The sequence below is a fragment of the Algiphilus sp. genome (assembly GCF_965216485.1).
Classification (GTDB): Bacteria; Pseudomonadota; Gammaproteobacteria; order Nevskiales; family Nevskiaceae; genus Algiphilus.
The window spans coordinates 2,769,209-2,786,542 of the sequence record NZ_OZ244162.1 but is presented as its reverse complement, the minus strand read 5'-3'; the positions used below and the strand labels follow the sequence as shown (position 1 = coordinate 2,786,542).

At 65.6% G+C, this 17,334-nt stretch carries 14 protein-coding genes and 1 pseudogene; 6 read left to right on the top strand and 9 right to left on the bottom strand.

Going from position 1 to position 17,334, the window contains the following annotated elements; all coding sequences use genetic code 11:
- Positions 1-7 precede the first annotated feature (7 nt).
- Positions 8-2,086, bottom strand: a complete 2,079-nt coding sequence (locus ACOOFO_RS12890; protein ID WP_420427161.1) for an EAL domain-containing response regulator — start codon at positions 2,084-2,086, stop codon at positions 8-10.
- A gap of 14 nt (positions 2,087-2,100) precedes the next feature.
- Positions 2,101-3,095, bottom strand: a pseudogene (epmB, locus tag ACOOFO_RS12885) (EF-P beta-lysylation protein EpmB); the annotation flags it as partial.
- Positions 3,096-3,192: 97 nt separating this feature from the next.
- On the opposite strand from epmB, the gene efp reads away from it, so the two are divergent.
- Positions 3,193-3,762, top strand: a complete 570-nt coding sequence (gene efp / locus ACOOFO_RS12880) for an elongation factor P (RefSeq protein ID WP_420427160.1) — start codon at positions 3,193-3,195, stop codon at positions 3,760-3,762.
- The gene (locus ACOOFO_RS12875) at positions 3,759-4,694 is read left to right on the top strand and encodes an amino acid--tRNA ligase-related protein (RefSeq protein WP_420427159.1); all 936 of its coding nucleotides are present in this window, start codon (positions 3,759-3,761) and stop codon (positions 4,692-4,694) included. Before efp ends, ACOOFO_RS12875 begins: the two co-directional genes overlap by 4 nt.
- Positions 4,695-4,698: 4 nt before the next feature.
- Here ACOOFO_RS12875 and ACOOFO_RS12870 read toward each other — a convergent pair whose 3' ends face one another.
- The 3 genes from ACOOFO_RS12870 to ACOOFO_RS12860 all read right to left on the bottom strand — a co-directional run bounded on the left by ACOOFO_RS12870 (position 4,699) and on the right by ACOOFO_RS12860 (position 7,353).
- The gene (locus tag ACOOFO_RS12870) at positions 4,699-6,141 is read right to left on the bottom strand and encodes a PhoH family protein (protein WP_420427158.1); all 1,443 of its coding nucleotides are present in this window, start codon (positions 6,139-6,141) and stop codon (positions 4,699-4,701) included.
- A gap of 51 nt (positions 6,142-6,192) precedes the next feature.
- On the bottom strand, positions 6,193-6,660 hold the full coding sequence (locus ACOOFO_RS12865) for a peroxiredoxin (protein WP_420427157.1): 468 nt from the start codon (positions 6,658-6,660) through the stop codon (positions 6,193-6,195).
- Between the two features lie 153 nt (positions 6,661-6,813).
- Positions 6,814-7,353, bottom strand: coding sequence for a glycine cleavage system protein R (locus tag ACOOFO_RS12860; RefSeq protein WP_420427156.1), 540 nt, complete (start codon positions 7,351-7,353; stop codon positions 6,814-6,816).
- Between the two features lie 117 nt (positions 7,354-7,470).
- Between ACOOFO_RS12860 and dapA the strand changes: the two genes are divergently transcribed.
- Together dapA and ACOOFO_RS12850 are read left to right on the top strand one after the other, a co-directional pair.
- On the top strand, positions 7,471-8,352 hold the full coding sequence (gene dapA / locus ACOOFO_RS12855; protein WP_420427155.1) for a 4-hydroxy-tetrahydrodipicolinate synthase: 882 nt from the start codon (positions 7,471-7,473) through the stop codon (positions 8,350-8,352).
- 89 nt (positions 8,353-8,441) lie between these two features.
- Positions 8,442-8,696 (top strand): hypothetical protein, encoded by a 255-nt coding sequence (locus tag ACOOFO_RS12850; RefSeq protein ID WP_420427154.1) that lies wholly within the window; start codon positions 8,442-8,444, stop codon positions 8,694-8,696.
- Between the two features lie 20 nt (positions 8,697-8,716).
- On the opposite strand, the gene ACOOFO_RS12845 is transcribed toward ACOOFO_RS12850, so the two are convergent.
- Genes ACOOFO_RS12845 through ACOOFO_RS12830 form a run of 4 tightly spaced genes read right to left on the bottom strand, consistent with a single transcriptional unit; the run spans position 8,717 to position 13,860 of the window.
- The gene (locus tag ACOOFO_RS12845; protein WP_420427153.1) at positions 8,717-10,066 is read right to left on the bottom strand and encodes a hypothetical protein; all 1,350 of its coding nucleotides are present in this window, start codon (positions 10,064-10,066) and stop codon (positions 8,717-8,719) included.
- Positions 10,048-12,330 carry an efflux RND transporter permease subunit gene (locus tag ACOOFO_RS12840; RefSeq protein ID WP_420427152.1) on the bottom strand — a complete coding sequence of 761 codons (2,283 nt, stop codon included), beginning with the start codon at positions 12,328-12,330 and terminating at the stop codon, positions 10,048-10,050. Before ACOOFO_RS12840 ends, ACOOFO_RS12845 begins: the two co-directional genes overlap by 19 nt.
- Positions 12,330-13,172, bottom strand: a complete 843-nt coding sequence (locus ACOOFO_RS12835; RefSeq protein WP_420427151.1) for an outer membrane lipoprotein-sorting protein — start codon at positions 13,170-13,172, stop codon at positions 12,330-12,332. The genes ACOOFO_RS12840 and ACOOFO_RS12835 overlap by 1 nt, the downstream gene beginning before the upstream one ends.
- 31 nt (positions 13,173-13,203) lie before the next feature.
- Positions 13,204-13,860: a TetR/AcrR family transcriptional regulator gene (locus ACOOFO_RS12830; RefSeq protein ID WP_420427150.1), complete on the bottom strand. Its 657-nt coding sequence runs from the start codon at positions 13,858-13,860 to the stop codon at positions 13,204-13,206.
- 237 nt (positions 13,861-14,097) lie between these two features.
- Between ACOOFO_RS12830 and ACOOFO_RS12825 the strand changes: the two genes are divergently transcribed.
- Entirely contained in the window at positions 14,098-15,918 is a 1,821-nt protein-coding gene (locus ACOOFO_RS12825; protein ID WP_420427149.1) for a long-chain-acyl-CoA synthetase, read from the top strand.
- 48 nt (positions 15,919-15,966) lie between these two features.
- Positions 15,967-17,292, top strand: coding sequence for an acyl-CoA dehydrogenase family protein (locus ACOOFO_RS12820; RefSeq protein WP_420427148.1), 1,326 nt, complete (start codon positions 15,967-15,969; stop codon positions 17,290-17,292).
- Positions 17,293-17,334: the final 42 nt, after the last annotated feature.

The following is a 17,334-nucleotide window of genomic DNA, read 5'->3' as shown; positions in this document are numbered from 1 at the left end:
GTCGAATTCAACCGCGCGCGGGGGCTTCGCTCGCGAGCATGACCGTTTCGGCCTGCTGCAGGGCGTTGCCCTGCACATAGTCGATGCCCATCTGCCATAGCTGGCCCATGATGCGTGTGTTCTCCACGAAGGGGATGATGACTTTGGCGCCCTGGGTATGGCTCGCCTTGATCAGGCTCGCCAGTCGATCATGCACGGCCTGCTCGCCAATCTGGTTGGCGAAGGTGGGAGAAACCTTGACGTAGTCGGGCTGCATCTGTTCGAGCAGCGACACGGCACTCTTGCTGTCTCCGAAATAGTCGAGCACGAGGTCCACCTTCAGGCTGCGCAGCTTCTCGCGCAGCGCTGCGGCCTTGCGGATCTGCGTCTGCAGGACGGTTTCGCGAATCTGCAGTGAAAGAAGCCCCGGATGAGCGAGCTGCGCCGCTTCCAGCAGCTGAATCAGGCTGCTCGGCTCGATGAGCGTGGCCTCGCTCAGGCGGACCATCAGGCACAGCCCCTGGCGCTTGCTCAGCGTATGCAGTGCGCGCCGGATAACCCATTCGTCGATGGTCGGCATCAGGCCGAAGCGCTCAGCGGTGGGCAGAAAATCGCGCGCGTGCAATTCGGTGCCGCTGCTGTCGCGCATGCGAACGAAGACGTCATAGATCTGGCGGTTGTCCTCTCCCAGACAGGTCACCGCCTGATAGGCGAGGAAGAAGCGGTTCTTTTCGCTCAGTGCGCGCTTGATGTCCTCCGCGGCTTCACGTGACTGACGCTCCTCGGCCGCCGCTCTGGCGGCGTCACCAATGCTGGAGACGGCATTGCCCTGTTCATCGGCGAGGCGGCGCGCCTCCAGGCTGCTGTCGCGCAGGATGTCGATCACGCGTGCACTGCTCTGCGCCAGCGGGTAACAGGCCACACTGTTCGTCAGGTGACAGTCGTATTGGTCGGTACGGAAGCTCTGGCGCGCAATCTGCTGGCACAGATCCCGGGCAATCTCCTCAAGCGCATCGGCATCCTTGGCAGGTACCAGCGCACAGACTTCGTCCGGCCGCATCCGGAACAGTTGGGACTGGGCCGGAAGGGTATTGGCAAGCAGCGCATCCCAGGTGTCGGACAGCTCGCCTGCGTTAACGATACCGAGGCGTTGCTCGTGCGCGGCAAAGCCATCGATGCAGATGTAGAGCACGCCCAATGTGCTCTGCTGGCTCAAGGCGGCATCGACGGCGGCGGCCAATCCACGGCGGATGTCGGCAAAGTTCTGCGCGGGTTTGAGGTCAGCCTGCGATGCCGCGGCGGCGTTGTCCTTCTTTGGGGCAGCCTCGGGGCGCAGTACGGCGTCCAGCAGCATCTCCTCCTCGCCGCTGCTGTCGCGCGAAGCCATGCGGACGTGCAGCGCAATGTCGCCTGCCCCGCTATGGAAGGCAGCGGTGAATTCCGCCTCGGCGATGCGGCCGCGTGTCAGCTGGGTGACCAACTCACGGACATGGCTGCGGTCGTCAGCGTGGATCAGATCGAGCAAGGGTTGGGCGACCAGGCCCTCGCTGTCGTCGAAGCCCAGCAATTCGGCAGCGGCCGGGTTGGCTTCGATGACGATGCCCTCGCTCAGCGTCAACATGGCGCGCGATGTCTCGGCCACCAGCGTGCGCTGCCGGGCTTCGTATTCGGCGAGGCGCATCTTGGCCTGCCGCAGCGCCCAGCCGGTGCGGCTGGCGTCGAATTCGCGTCGGCAGGCTGCGGCCAGATGTGCCCTGTCCGCTTCGCTCTCCAGGCGCACGAGGTCCACAGCGCCTTGCTCGAAGATGCGCTTCAGCTGCTCCCCGTGCGGTGCGGCACTGTCTTCGGTTTCCAGCGCCAATACTGGCAACTCCGGGGAGAGCTGGCGGGCGAGATCGGCGATGGTGTCAAGATCGCGCCCGATATCGCAAAGCACCAGTTCCGGTTCGGCATTGAGCAGGATTTCCTCGGCGTCTTCACGATCCTGCGCCCAGGCGGCACGGACCTGCCAACCCAGGTTGCGCAGATGGGCCTCCACGCGCGTAGCCACCGCTTGCTCGCGGCTCACCACCAGCATCAGCAGATTGGGCATGGTGGCGTCGCTCACGGTCGTTTCCAGCCTCATCCGGTGAGCAGGGTCTTGGAAGGAGCGCCCGCGTCCTCGCGCACCAGGCGCGGTACGAGATACCCCGGAAGGCTTTCCTGCAAGGCTGTCATGATGCTTCGCGCCGTCTCCTCGGTCACGTCATAGTGTGCGGCACCGCGGACACGGTCCAGCACGTGAAGGTAATACGGTACTACGCCTGCCTCGAAAAGTGCGACGCTCAACGCGCGCTGGCTGGGGACGTCGGCATTTACGCCGGCGAGCAGTACTGCCTGGTTGAACAATTGCGCACCAGTGGCCTTGAGGCGGTGGCAGGCGTGACGCAGGCTGTCGTCCAATTCCTGCGCGTGATTGATGTGCAGCACGATCGCTGTCGGCAGCGGGAAGGCGGCAAGCCAGGCGCACAGTGCGTCATCGACGCGGTCCGGAAGCACGACGGGCTGGCGGGTGTGAATGCGCAACCGACGCAGGTGCGGGATCTCGGCCAAATCCTGCATCCAGGGCGCCAGGCGGGCATCACTGAGCGACAGGGGATCGCCGCCTGAGAGGATGACTTCTTCAATGCTCGGGTCGGAGCGGAGGGTGGTCAGCGTGTGCTGCCAGCGGGCGGGTGTCACCTGCTGTTCGGCGTAGGGGAAATGGCGTCGGAAGCAATAGCGGCAGTGCACGGCGCAGGCGCCAGTGAGCGTGAGAAGCACACGGCCCTGATACTTGTGGATGATGCCGCCGTCGCGTAGTCGGGCAAGGTCGCCGACCGGGTCGTCGTGATAGGCCGGTTGCGCGGCGTGTTCCGCGGGTGCGGGCCAGACCTGACGCAGCAGCGGATCGTGAGGGTCGCCGCGGCGCATGCGCTGGGCATAGGCGCGCGGTACGCGCATGCCGAAGACATCGTCCACATAGGGCGGCACCGGATCGAGTCCAAGGTAGGCGGCCAACGCGCTGGGCTGTCGGAAGGCCTCGCGCAACTGCTGCATCCAGTCGGACGAGGAGGAGTCGGGGGCGGCGAGGGCTTCTGCTATCATCGCGCGCATTCTCCCGAGCTTGCCGCCTTTCGGCAACGCACACCTTCCACTTGTTTTGACCTTATCGCTTTCGCGAGCGATCTTTCTATGGCCAGTTACAACACCAACGAATTCAAGTCCGGGCTCAAGCTGCTGATCGACGGCGAACCCTATTCCATCGTCGAGAACGAATTCGTCAAGCCGGGCAAGGGCCAGGCCTTCAACCGGGTCAAGATCCGCAACATCAAGAGTGGGCGCGTGATCGAGCGCACCTTCAAATCGGGCGACTCGGTGGAAGCCGCCGATGTGGTCGAAGTGGACATGCAGTATCTCTACACCGACGGCGAGTTCTGGCACTTCATGGACCCGAAGAGCTACGAGCAGATTTCCGCCGACGCCAATGCGGTGGGTGACAACGCGGTCTGGCTGAAGGAGCAGGACGAGTGCACCCTCACACTGTGGAATGACACGCCGATCCAGGTCATGCCGCCGAATCAGGTGGAAATGAAGATCATCGAAACCGATCCGGGCCTGCGCGGCGATACCGCGACTGGCGGCACCAAACCCGCCAAGCTCGAGTCCGGGGCAGTGGTCAGCGTGCCACTGTTCATTGAGGAAGGCGAGGTGATCCGTGTGGACACCCGTTCCGGCGAGTACCTCTCCCGCGTCAAGAAATGAGCCCGCGCCGGCCCGGGGATGACGCCCAGCCGGCCCCCTTGCACGAAAGCCTGCCGCTGCGGCAGCGGCTCGCACGCCGTGCCCGCCTGCTCAGCGATATCCGCGCCTTTTTCGCTGCCCGTGACGTGCTGGAGGTGGATACACCGCTGCGCGCGCAGGCGGTGGTGCCGGAAGTCCACATTCGCCCCCTGGCCTGTGATGGCGGCTGGCTGTTGCCGTCTCCCGAGCGCTACCTGAAGCCTTTGCTGGCCGCCGGCAGCGGCGACATCTACCAGCTCAGCCACGCCTTTCGCGCCGGAGAATCGGGCCGGCATCACGCCGAGGAATTTCTGCTGTGCGAGTGGTACCGCCTGCATGCGAGCATGCAGGCACTCGCTCAGGAGGTGCTGGAGCTGATGGCGGCGTGCGGTGGCCCCGCCGCGGATGACGCGCAGTGGCTGCGCTACGAGCAGGCCTTCATCGCGCACTGCGGGGTGCACCCGCTGGCGTCGGCCACGGAGCTGCACGCAGCGGCAGTCCAGCACGGCATCGCACCGAAAGACGCGCAGCCAGAGAGCCTGCCCGCGGCGAGCTGGCTGGACCTGCTCATGAGTCTGTGCGTACAGCCGGCGCTGGGGGCGGATGGGCCGGTGGTGCTCACCCACTTCCCGGCCAGCGACAGTCCGCTGGCGGCGCCCGATGATGAGGACCCGCGTTGGGCGCAGCGGTTTGAGGTGTTCTGGGCCGGGCTGGAACTGGCCAACGGCTGTCGGGAAGCGCGGACACTCGATGTGATCGCCGGCACGGCCTCACCCTCTGGCGCCGAGTCCCTGGATGTGGCGCGGTGGAGTGCCGGTCTGCCCGACTGCGCCGGCGTGGCTTTGGGGGTGGACCGTCTTCTGATGCGCTTGACCGGCCAGCCAAGCCTCGACCTGGTGCAACCGCGGCCCTAGCGCGCTAGAGCACCTCGGAGGCAAAAGCGGCGAGGCGTGAGCGTTCGCCGCGCGCCAGCGTGATGTGGCCGCCATGCGGCCAGCCGCCGAAGCGATCGACCACATAGGTCAGACCCGAGGTGGTTTCCGACAGATAGGGCGTATCGATCTGCGCCAGATTGCCGAGACAGACCATCTTCGTGCCGGGACCACAACGCGTGATCATCGTCCGCATCTGCTTCGAGGTCAGGTTCTGCGCTTCGTCGATGATGATGAAGCGGTTGAAGAAGGTGCGCCCGCGCATGAAATTCAGACTGCGGATCTTGATGCGCTTGGCCAGCAGCTCATTGGTGGCTGCGCGCTCCCACTCGCTGTCGCCGCCGTGGGTCAGCACTTCCAGGTTGTCCATCAGCGCGCCCATCCAGGGCGTCATCTTTTCTTCCTCGGTGCCCGGCAGGAAGCCGATGTCCTCGCCCAGCGGCACGGTCACGCGGGTCATGATGATCTCGCGGTAGCGCGCTTCGTCCAGCGTCTGGGCCAGGCCTGCCGCCAGGGTCAGCAGAGTCTTGCCGGTGCCGGCGGCGCCGAGCAGGGTGACAAAGTCGATATCGGGGTCGAGCAGCAGGTTGAGGGCGAAATTCTGTTCGCGGTTCTTGGCATGGACGCCCCAGACGCCGCGCTTGCCCTCACGGTAATCCTCCACGACGGACAGCTCGGCGCTGTCGCCGGTGATGCGGTCGACCCGCAGCTCCAGACCCGTACCCTCGTCCTCGGGGTCGGGCAGATAGACGAATTGATTCGGCGCCCATTCCGCCACCATGGGGCCTTGCAGGCTGTAGTGCGCGCGGCCCTGGCTGTCCTGCCAGCTTTCCATGGCGTCGCCATGCGACGTCCAGAAATCATCCGGTAGCGGGCAGTGACCGGAGTGCAGGAGATCGACGTCCTCCAGGACCTGGTCGTTGTAGTAGTCCTCGGCGTGGATGCCGACGACGGCGGCCTTGATGCGGAGGTTGATGTCTTTGGAAACAAGCGTGACCGAGGCATCGGGCTGCTCATTGGCCAGGCTGAGGGCGCAGACGAGGATGCTGTTGTCCGGCTTGTTGCCGGGAAGCAGGTCCGGGAGTGCGGTCGCCGCCGGCCGGGTCTGGAAGAAGATGCGACCGAGCCGCGAGGCCTCGCCATTGGGTGTGGGCGCAGCAGTGGTTGCCTGCAGGCTGCGCGGGCGATCCCCGGTCAGCGGCAGGCCGTCGGCGATCTGGGCGCGCCCGGCCTCGCTGACGATCTCGTCCAGCATGCGCGACACCTGACGCGCGTTGCGCGAGACCTCGCTGGTGCCCTTCTTGGCCGCATCGAGCTCTTCGAGCACGACCATCGGGATGTAGATGTCGTGTTCCTCGAAGCGATACAGCGCGCTGGGATCGTGCATCAGCACATTCGTGTCGAGCACGAAGATCCGTTGATCGGTCATGGAGATCTCGGAAGGCAAGCGGTGGGAGAGTGCGCCTCGGTGGCTTTCGGCCTAAAGCGCCTTGACAGCCTTCAGGACCTCGGCGGCGTGGCCGTCGACCTTGGTCTTGCGCCACTCCCGCGCAAGGCGACCTTCGCTGTCGAACAGGAAGGTGCTGCGTTCGATGCCGCGCACCTTCTTGCCGTACATATTCTTCTCGCGAATGACGTCGAAAGCGCCGCAGGCCGCTTCGTCCACGTCGGCGAGCAGCGTGAAGCCGAAGCCGTACTTGCTGCGGAAATTCTCGTGCTTGCGCACCGTATCGCGCGAGATCCCGAGGATGCGCGCGCCATGGGCGCGGAATTCGTCTTCCAAGGCGGCGAAATCCTGCCCTTCCTGCGTGCAGCCGGGGGTGTTGTCCTTCGGGTAGAAGTACAGCACGACCTTCTGGCCAATGAGATCGCGCAGACGGATCTGCGCTTCGTCGCCGGTTGCGGCCAGTTCCAGGTCGGGGATCATGTCACCAACGGATACGGTCATTGGGGCTAGCTTCCTCTGGGTACGATGGATGAGTGATACACGCGCCGGAGCATTTCGGGACGGCCCTCGGCTTTGACCCGCGCCTTGATCATGCCCGAAGGCGCTCCCACGTGATCAAACCGAAAGAATGCGACATTGAGGCGGGTGTTGGAATCAGGTCTTGATCGGATCGAGCAAGCCGTCCGCGTTGAGGTCGTCGCACAGATCCATGAAGGATTCGCGCAGGGCCTGCGGATGCTGGCTGACCGGCACATGCACCACCATGTGCACGCTGCACATGCTTGCGCCGGTGTGCTGCGAGGCGTACTTCTGCGACATCACCTCGGGTACGTCCACATCCTGACCGGCGAAGAATTCGAGCAGGTGGACGATGAGATCGGCGTGCTGAGGCGCGAACACCTCCACCGCATAGGGCCGGTAATCCGGTACCGCCTGGCGTTCGCCACAACGCGCGAATTGCACCTGCATGTCGAATTTCTGCGCGATATTGGGCAGCGCCGTTTCCAGCTTACCCAGCGCCGCCCAGCTGCCCGAGGCGACCAGGCTGGCACCAATATGATCGCCCGCCGGCGCCAGCCGGCAATCCTCGATCTCGCAACCGCGCTCGCGCACGGCCCGGAAGAGATCCAGGGTGATTCGTGGTCGGGACGGGGCCAGAACCGAGATGGAGAGCAGGTTATCGGCGGTGCTCATAAGCTGTGCATCGGAAACGAGGCCGAAGTGTAAGCCTTCCTCAACGGCATGCGCACGCGGTGGCGAGGCCCCTTGCTATCATGCACGCCGCTTGAAGCAGGCAACGGAACCGCTCGCATGATTACCGGCAGCATCGTGGCGCTCGCCACGCCCATGGACTCCAATGGTGAGGTGCAGTTCGACGCGCTCGCTGCGCTCGTGCAGTGGCACATTGCATCGGGGACCGCGGCCATTGTCTCCATGGGAACCACGGGAGAGTCGGCCACGCTCAACACGGAAGAACATATCGCCGTGATCCGCAAGACGGTGGAGGCTGCCGATGGGCGCATTCCCGTCATCGCCGGCACCGGGGCCAACGCCACTTCCGAAGCCATCGAGCTCACGCAGAGCGCGGCCGATGCCGGTGCCGATGCCGCTCTGCTGGTCACGCCCTACTACAACAAGCCGCCACAGGAAGGGTTGTATCGGCACTTCCGCGCAGTGGCGGAAGCCGTGGATATCCCGCAGATCCTTTATAACGTGCCGGGGCGCACAGGCTGCGACATGCAGCCGGCAACCGTGCAGCGGCTGGCCGAACTCCCCAACGTCATCGGGCTGAAGGAGGCGCTGGCCGACCATGACCGCATTCGGGCCCTGGTCGAGCTCGGGCTGCCCGGCGACTTCGCGCTCTATTCCGGCGACGACCCGACCGCCTGTGACGCCATCCTGGCTGGCTTCCACGGCGATATCTCGGTGGTTGCCAATGTCGTACCCGAAATCATGGCGCGGATGTGCAATGCGGCGGTCGCGGGCGATGAGGCGAAGGCGCGCGCGGCTGACGCCGAGATGGCTGAGCTGCATCAATTGCTGTTCGTGGAACCCAATCCCATCCCGGTGAAGTGGGCGCTGCACGCCATGGGCCGCATTGGCGGCGGCATCCGTCTGCCGCTGGTCCCGCTGTCCGAAACCCACCACGACCGCGTGCGCGCCGCACTGCGCACCGTCGGAGCCGTCCAATAATGTCCTTTCCCACTGCTGTTGCCTGTCGCCTCCTTGCCCTGAGCGCCACCTGTGCGGCCCTTGCTGCCTGTGGGCCGCGGGCGCATTGCATGGGGGAACACCCCTATCAGGCGGCGGAGACGGTAGGCGCACTGGAGAACGTGGAGGACATTACCGTTCCGCGCTCGGCTAGTGCCCTGCAGATTCCGGGAATCCCTCAGGATCGCGCCTATCCTCCCTATGCCGAGACCATCAGCGCGGAGGACGGCGACAAGCGCATCGTCTGCCTGGACTCGCCGCCGCGGTTGCCCGAGGTCACGGTGGGTAAGGACGGCGAAGGCGACGGCGCTGCCGACGCCAGCTAGCGCCTGTTGACAGGCCCTGTTCAGAAGAAGCGCTGCAGCAGCAGGCGGACGCGGTCCTGGCCGTCGATCAGATCCACCAGCGGATCATCGGGTAGATCCGAGAAGACGCGCACATCGGCGGTCAGGCGCCAGTCACCCCAGAGACGGCGGCTCGCTTCCACCGAGAACAGGCGGTTGCCGAAGTCGGGTTCGACGATGACGCCGGCCAGCACGACACTGCCGGCCAGGTCATTCAAGCTCATCCGCGTGCCGAAGAAGAGATCGTCGGCGAAGCGCTGCGCGAAGACGTCGTTGTCGCGTGCGTCGTAGAGATACTCGAAGAGTGCGCTGACATCCCAGCCGGTACCGAAGAAGCCAGGCAGGGTGTACTCCGCGCCCGCCACGGCCGCCTGACTCCAGTTGCCATCGCGTTCGCGCAGGAGTGCTTCCAGCCGGAGCGCCAGCCCGCCCCGCAGATACTGCAGGTCTAGGCCCGCCCGCCGTTCGCGCGGGTAGTCGGGGACCAGCACCAGGTTGTCCATTACCTTCTGCCGGGTATCTGCCTCCACCTCCGCATCGCTCGGCGCCAGTCGCAGCAGTTGCAAGAGGTCGACCAGGGCGCCGGGCAGCGGCTGCTCGGGCATGGCGTCCTGCAGATTGCAGTTCGGTCCATTGTCGGTATTGGGGAAGTCACTGCCTTCGGCCAGGCAGGGCAGGAAATCCGGGTCGCGTGCGGTACCGTCGAACCACGACAGGCCCAGATCCAGACCCGGCGCACGAAACTGCCAGCGCAGGGCATAGTCCAGCCGTTGCTGCTCGCCATTCGGGAAGCGTTCGGCCCGGCGTGCAATCGGGAAGGGGATGCGCGGAAAGCCATCCTGCCCGGGAAAGGTGCGCGCACGGGTACCCGCCAGCAGAAAGCCGTCGACCGTGCCTAGCGGCGCCAGCCAGCGCAGTTGCACCAGGGGCTGACCGAGCTTGGCGCCGCCGTCGATGTCCTCGACCAGGTCGGTCTGATTGATGGTGTCGACCAGCGAGCGCGCCTCGGTCACGCCCCAGAAGATGCGCCGCCAGCCGGCATAGAGTTCGAACTCGCGTCCCAGTGCCTGTAGATAGGCCTGACGGATGTCGCCGTGGCTGCGGCGCGGGTCGTCCGCGTCTTCGCGGTAGAACAGCTCCGCGATCAGGCTGAGATCGCGGTCGCCGGTGGGCTGGTAGATGTCCAGCAGCCCGGCGACGGAGCCAGTCAGCCCGCGGCCTTCGTCGACGCGGAAATAGCGGCCCTCCAGTTCCATCACCCCGCGCCACTCGGTCTGCGCGGCGGCCACGCCGATGCCGCCGAACAGGCCGAGCAGCAGGCTCAGGCCCTGCGCTAGCGTCGATCGAGCCACAGCAGCAAGGGAGGCAGGAGCAGAAAATCCGCCAGCAGCGCGGCCGCGATCACGATGGCCGTGAGCGCGCCGAAGTGCACCGTGAGCAGGAAGCCGGAGGTTGTGAACAGCGCGAAGCCAGTGAACAGCACCAGGGAGGTAATGCCGAGTGCCAGACCGACCTGCGACAAGGCCTCGCGGATGGCGTCTTCCGGGCCGGCACCCTCGCGTCGGGCGCGCGCATAGCGGTTCAGCAGATGCAGGGTGTCATCGACGATGATGCCCAGCGTGAGTGATCCGACCACCGCCAGGCTGAGCCCGACCTGGCCGATGGTCAGCCCCCAGACACCGAAGCCAATGATGGCCGGCAGCAGATTGGGCGCCATGCTGATCAGCGCCAGTCGCGGACTGCGGAAGGCGGCCAGCAGCATGAGGCTGATCACCACGAAGGCGATGCCCGTGCCCCACAGCATGGATACGAAATTGCGTCGGGCGATGTGCGCGAACATGATCGACACGCCGGCGCCGCGGGTGACCTCGGCGGCATCGAGATGGGCCTTCTGCCAGGCCAGCGCGCGCTGGTCGAACTGGCGGATGGCTTCCGAACTAATGGTATCCAGCTGCACGCTCATGCGCGCCGCCGACTTGTGGATGTTGACCAGGTGGGTGACATCCACGCCGCTGGGTAGGGAGAGTTCGTAGAGCAGCAAATACTGCGCGGCTTCCTGGCGGGTATCCGGCAGGCGCTCGAAGGCGGGGTCACCGTCGTTCATCGCGCGGTGCAGGGATTCGAGCACCCCGATGATCGAACTGACCTTGCGCACTTCCGGCTGCTGCCGAAGCCATTCCGCGTAGGTGTCCAAATCGCGCAGAAAGGCCGGTTCCAGCGCCTGTCCGTCGCCTCCGGCGTCGAAGACATACTCGACGTACTGCATGCCGGTCAGTTCTTCGTTGGTGAACTCGGTGGCGACGCGAAATGGGTGGTCCTCTTCGAAGAACTGCACGTAATCGTCGCCAAAGCGATTCTGCGGAATGGCGGCGATGGCGACGACCACCACCACCAGACCGCCGGCGAGCAGCGGCCGGCGCCAGCGAATGACGCCGTCGGCCAGTCGGACCAATGCCTGTTGTACGCCCTTGGTGACCGGCGGCCGGCGCACCGGGAAGGTGAGGGTCCACCACGGCAGAAAAAGCAGGCTGTAGGCGAAGGCGGCCATGACGCCGATGGCAACCAGATTGCCCAGGTCGCGATAGGGCGGGGAGTCGCTCAGATTCAGGCCGAGAAAGCCGATGGAGGTGGTGATGCTGGTCAAAAGAATGGGCAGGAAATTGACGCGCAGGCTGTGCAGCATGGCGGTGCGTGGCGTATCGCATTGCACCGCGCGCAGGCCGATGGTCGAGAGCATGTGCACGCAATCCGCCACGGCCAGCGTCATGACGACGAGGCCTGCAGTCAGCGACGGTGACGTCAAGGTGATGCCGAGCCAGCCTGCCGCGCCCATGGTCGTGCCCGCGCTCATCAGGATGACCGCGATGGTGGCCGCGGTGGCGGTAATGGAGCGCAGCAGCAGTCCGAGCAGCAGGAACATCACCACGAAGGCGATCGGATAGAGCGAACGCGCTTCCCCGAGCAGCGTGTCGGACATGGCATCGTTGAGCATCATCACGCCGGCCAGATGCGTCGTGATGCCCTCGGAGAAGTCCTGCTGCGCGAAGCGCGCCATCAGGTCGCGCGTGGCATCGGCAACCTCCTGGATCTCCTTTTCGGGGGTCTGATGCGGCAGCTCGAAGTGGGCAATGATTCCGGTCACGTCGCCGTCGCGCGCCAGCATGATGCCGGTGATGCGCGCGTCGGCCAGGGCCTCCGCGCGCAGCGCCTCGCGTTCGGCTGCGCTCAGCGGCCGGTCGGGGATGAGGGGCTGTACCACCAGTTCCCCTTCTCGGCCGCGCGCCGGGTAGTATTCGGTGATCGAGGACACGCCCTTGGCGTAGGGCAGGCGGAGCGCGTGATCGGAAAGCCAGCGCACCGCTTCCAGCGTGTCGGCACTGAAGACCGCACCGTCTTGCGGTGCAAGCGTGATGACCAGGGTCTCGGCGCGCGCGAAGTTGTCCTCGATGAACTCGAGCTGCTTGAGGTCTGGGTTGTCCTCGGAGAAGAAGGCGCGATAGTCAGTGGTGAAAGACAAATGCACCATGCCGGCGCTGGCCAGTAAGGACACGACCACGGCAACGGCGGCGCACACACCGCGCCAGGCGATGAGGCCTTCGCGTGCCGATTGCAGCATCAGCGCCGCCGTGACAGGGCGGCGACTTCGAAGTCGCGCGCGTCCAGACCGGCGCCCAGTTCAATGCCTTCCCAGCGCAGTACCGAGGCGGCGTCGGTACGCGCGTTGTCCATGCGCAGTGTGCTGGCGCGCCAATAGCTTTCCCCGTCGGCACCTTTGTAGCGCTCGTAGCCGTTGACGCTCAACACGCGTGTCATGTCGCCGTTGGCGTCGTAGTACTCCACCCGCTGCAGCAGCAGACGCTCCTTGTCCAGCCAGGCGATCTCGTAGCCCTGTCGACCGGAACGCGGATGGCGCTCAATGACATGGCAGGGCGTACCCTCGAGCGCCTCTTCGCGCAGATAGGCGAAGGTGTAGCGCGAAGGCGGCTGGGCGCCGAAGTCGTCGAAACTGAACTCGCTCCCCATGAAGGAACCGCTGCGATTCTCGCTGCTGATGCGGCGGGTACGCGAGGCCGCGGGCAGGTACAGCCATTGCTGCTGGTCGCCGGCAACACTGGTGTGCGTGAGCAGGGCGGTACCCGCCACATCCCGTGGCGCCTCCACGCGCGTCAGGGCCTTGCTGGCTTCGCCTTCGCCTTCCAGCAGGGCGATCTCGAGCCGGCGGCTGGCCTGCTGACCACTGCGGGTGATGATCGTCATCTCGACCACGGCGCGCAGGCTGCCGAAGCCGTTGCCGCGCGCCCAGGCCTCCTCGGCAATGGCGCGTCCCCGCTCGTTGGCGGCCGTGTTCTCCGCTGGGGTGGTTTCCTTTTCGGCATTCGCGATCGTGCTCGCCCCGCACAGCAGAAGGAGTGCGATGACAGGCAGGCGTATGTGCCGGGGAATGGTCATGCGGCGCATGGGAATCCTCGTTGGATCAAGCGGTCGGCGGTCATGATGCGTGGGATGCGCGGGCCCCGGCGATGAGCGTCGAGAAGAGATCGATGATGGCGCGCTCCATCTGCTCCGCCGTCAGACCGGTGTCGCCACTCAGCCACTCCACCAGCATCTCGTTGGTTGCCCCCACCAGAGCGATCGCCGCCAATCGGTAGTGCCGCTTGGGTAGCACGCCCTGTTCCGCAAGGTGTTGCGCGGCATTGCTGATGACATCGACGAAGTCGTTGATGGCCAGACGCCGGCGGCGCTCCATATGCGGAGACACGCCCACCGTCTCGACGAAGGCGATGCGCGCCCGCGCAGGGTCCGACAGGGCATAGCGCACGAAGGCACGCACCGCGTTCAAGGCGCGTTCCACGGCGTCGTCCGCCTGTTCGGCAAGTGCCTGCATGATGACCGCGCGCGTCTGCTCGGTAATGCGATCGAAGAGGCTGCTGAGCAAGGCCTCGCGGGTGGCGAAGTGCTCATAGAAATGGCGCGTCGATACGCGCGCCTCGGTGCACAGTTTTTCGATGGTGGTGGACTGGTAGCCCACCTCGCCAATACGGGCTGTGGCCGCCTGCATCAACCGCTCGCGTCGCTCGGCGCGCAGCTCATCGGTGCTGCGGCCGCGATAGCGGCGACTGCGGGTGCTGCTGGGGCGGCGATTCATGCAAGAACCCTGGCTGTGTGGTCGAAAGGAAAGCGTACTTTCCGGATATTGACCGATGCATCGCGCTGTGACAACATCCGGAAATATGCCTTTCCAGAAAGAAAACGTTCCTGATTGCGGCACCGGTTCGCAGCGGCGGCGGAACGGAGTGTGCGTGGCATGATGCGTTCGACGTCATCGCACGGCGGTGCGCAGGCTGCAGCCGCCGGAACGCATCAATCAACGGAGGGGAAAGGCATGGCAGTCAGAGATCGCGTGGGCTTGCTGGATATCGTTCGCGGTTACGTGAAGCGCGGCGCCCCCAGAACATCGACCACCGTGCGCGGGATCATCGATCTAGCGCGCGCCGACCGTGACAAGATCGATTCCATCGGGCGCCGCATTCAGCGGATGGCGCACCGCCATCCCGAGCGCCCCGCGGTACGCGACGCCCGTCGCGGGCTCAGTTATTTCGCGTTGAACCAGCTCGCCAACCGCTGGGCGCATTGGCTGCGTGAGCAGGGCGTCGGTCCCGGTGACGGCGTGGCATTGCTGATGGAGAATCGGGTCGAACTGCTGGCCGCTGTCACCGCCACCATCAAGATCGGCGCCATTGCCGGGCTGCTCAACCACAATCAGCGCGGTGAGGTTCTGGCGCACAGCCTGGGATTGATTGCCCCGCGCGTGATCCTGGTGGGCGGCGAATGCCAGGAGGCCTTCGACAGCGTGCGAGACGATGCCACCGTCAAGTCCGCCGCTGTGGCCTGGCTGGCGGACGGCGACGACGCGCCGGTACCGGAGGGGCAGACCGACCTGGACGTGGCCAGTGCCATGCTGTCGGCCGCGGATCCGGCGGAGGTCGATGAGATCAAGGCCGGCCAGCCGGCGTTCTACATCTTCACTTCCGGCACAACCGGCATGCCCAAGGCGGCGGTGATGTCGCATACGCGCTGGCTGCGCGCGATGGCCGGCATCGGGCTGGCGTCGCTGCGCATGCGCCCGAGCGATGTCTTCTACTGCCCCTTGCCGCTGTATCACAACAACGCCCTGACCCTGTCCTGGGGCGCCGCCCTGGGTGCCGGGGCTGAGCTCTACATCGCGCGCAAGTTCTCGGCCTCGGGTTTCTGGGATGAGCTGCGCGCCGCCGATGCGACCGTGTTCTGCTACATCGGTGAACTGTGTCGCTATCTGCTGCTGCAACCCGAACGCGATACGGACCGCGACCATCGCGTGCGGGCCGCCATCGGCAATGGCCTGCGACCGGAGTTGTGGGAGGCCTTCCAGACGCGCTTCGGTATTCCGCATATCAACGAGTTCTATGGTGCCAGCGAAGGCAATCTGGCCTTCACCAACACCTTCAATGTGCCCGGCTCCTGCGGTTTCTGTCCTTTGCCCTATGCGGTGGTGGACTTCGATGCCAGCGAGGAGATGCCGGTCCGCGACAAGCAGGGCTGGATGCGCAAGGTGAAGCGCGGGCAGGTCGGGCTGCTGATCGCCGAGGTCAGCGACAAGGCGCCCTACGACGGCTACACCGATGCCTCGGCCAGCGAAAAGAAGCTGTTCCGCGACGTCTTCGCCGAGGGCGACTGCTGGTTCAATACCGGTGACCTGGTGCGTGACATCGGCATGCGGCACATCCAGTTCATTGATCGCGTCGGCGACACCTTCCGCTGGAAGGGAGAAAACGTCGCCACCACCGAAGTCGAGCGCGCCATCGATATGCGCGACGAGGTGGATGAGTCCGTGGTCTACGGCGTGGAAGTACCGGGTGCCGACGGTCGCGCTAGCATGGCCGGTCTGCTGCTGCACGAGGGCGCTTCCTTTGACGGCAAGGCGATGGCCGATCATCTGTCCGAGCAGTTGCCCGCCTATGCGGTGCCGGTCTTCGTGCGTCTGCTGGCGCGCGTCGAGACCACGGGCACCTTCAAGCATCGCAAGGTCGACCTCAAGAAGGCCGGCTTCAACCCCGCCCGCTGCGAGGGTGATCCGATCTATGTGCTCAAGGATCGCAAGCAGGGCTACACCCCCATAACCGATGCCGACATTGAGGCCATCGCAAGCGGCAGTCTCCGCTTGTGACCTCCGTCGGCATGGGTTGTCTCCCATGAATGCCAACGCAGGAAAGCAATGACGGACAAGACCCGCAGGATGGATCCCATCGGACTGGGCGTGCGTGTGCTGACACGCTTTGCCGGCTCACCATTGAGCGCCCGCCTCAAGCTGCACGGGCCGGCCTCCGCCTTGATTCGCTCCGGCGCCCAGGTGGGCTTCGGTGCTGTCAACAGCGCGGGTCGGCAGTTCAAGGCGGTGCGCAACTGGTCGGCTTCCAGTCGCGGCAGTCGGCCGCCGCGCCAGGACCTCTTCGATCTGACGCCGAGCGACGAGCAGCAGATGATCGCCGAGACCATGGAACAGGTGGCTGCGGAGTTGCTGCGTCCGAATGCGGAGGCCGCCGAAGCCGACGGCGCGCCGTCCGCCGAGTTGCAGGCGCAGGCCAATGAACTCGGCGTGCTCGCCATGGCCATTCCGGAGGCGTTGGGCGGCGCCATGAGCGAGCGCAGTACGGTGACCTCGGCCCTCATCGCCGAGAGTCTGTCCCATGGCGACATGGGGATCGCGGTGTCGCTGCTCGCCACACCCTCGGTGGCGCTGCTGCTCACCGATTATGGCAACGCGGCACAGCAGGGTGCCTTCCTCGCGCCCATGACGGAGGAGGAGAACGCGCCCACCGCCAGCCTTGCCATCACCGAGGAACGTGCGCTGTTCGCGCCGCATGACCTCGGCACGCGCGTGCGCCAGGATGGCGCCAAGCTGCGCCTTTCAGGGACCAAGAGCCTCGTCGTCAACGGCAGCCGCAGCGACTTCTTCGTGGTGGCGGCGCGGTCGCCGGAAGGCGCGCCCGCACTGTACATCGTCGAGGCGGCTGCACCGGGGATTCAGGTCGAGGCGCAGCCCGCCATGGGGCTGCGTGCGGCTGGTCTGTCGCGCGTGCGCTTCAAAGATGTGGAACTGCGCGACGACGCAGCGCTGGAGCTGGGCGAAGGCGACTACGACCGCATCATCGCCAGTGCCCGAGCTGCCTGGTGCGCGCTCGCGGTCGGCACGGCAACGGCCGTCCGCGACTACTGCATTCCCTATGCCAATGAGCGCCAGGCCTTTGGCGAGCCGATCAGCCATCGGCAGTCGGTGGCCTTCATGATCGCCAACATGGGCATCGAGCGCGATGGACTGCGCCTGGCCACGCTGCGTGCTGCCAGCCGACTGGAGCAGGGTGAGGACGCGCTGCGCGAGGTCCAGCTGGCGCGCACCCTGGCCGCGCGCCACGCGATGCAGATCGCCTCGGACGGTGTGCAGATCTTCGGCGGGCATGGCTTCGTCAAGGAGTACCCGGTGGAACGCTGGTACCGCGACCTGCGCGCCACAGCGCTGATGGAAGGCGCCGTGCTGCTCTAGGCCCGCAGCCGTACCGCGCAGCCTCCCCCTTTAGACCGAGAT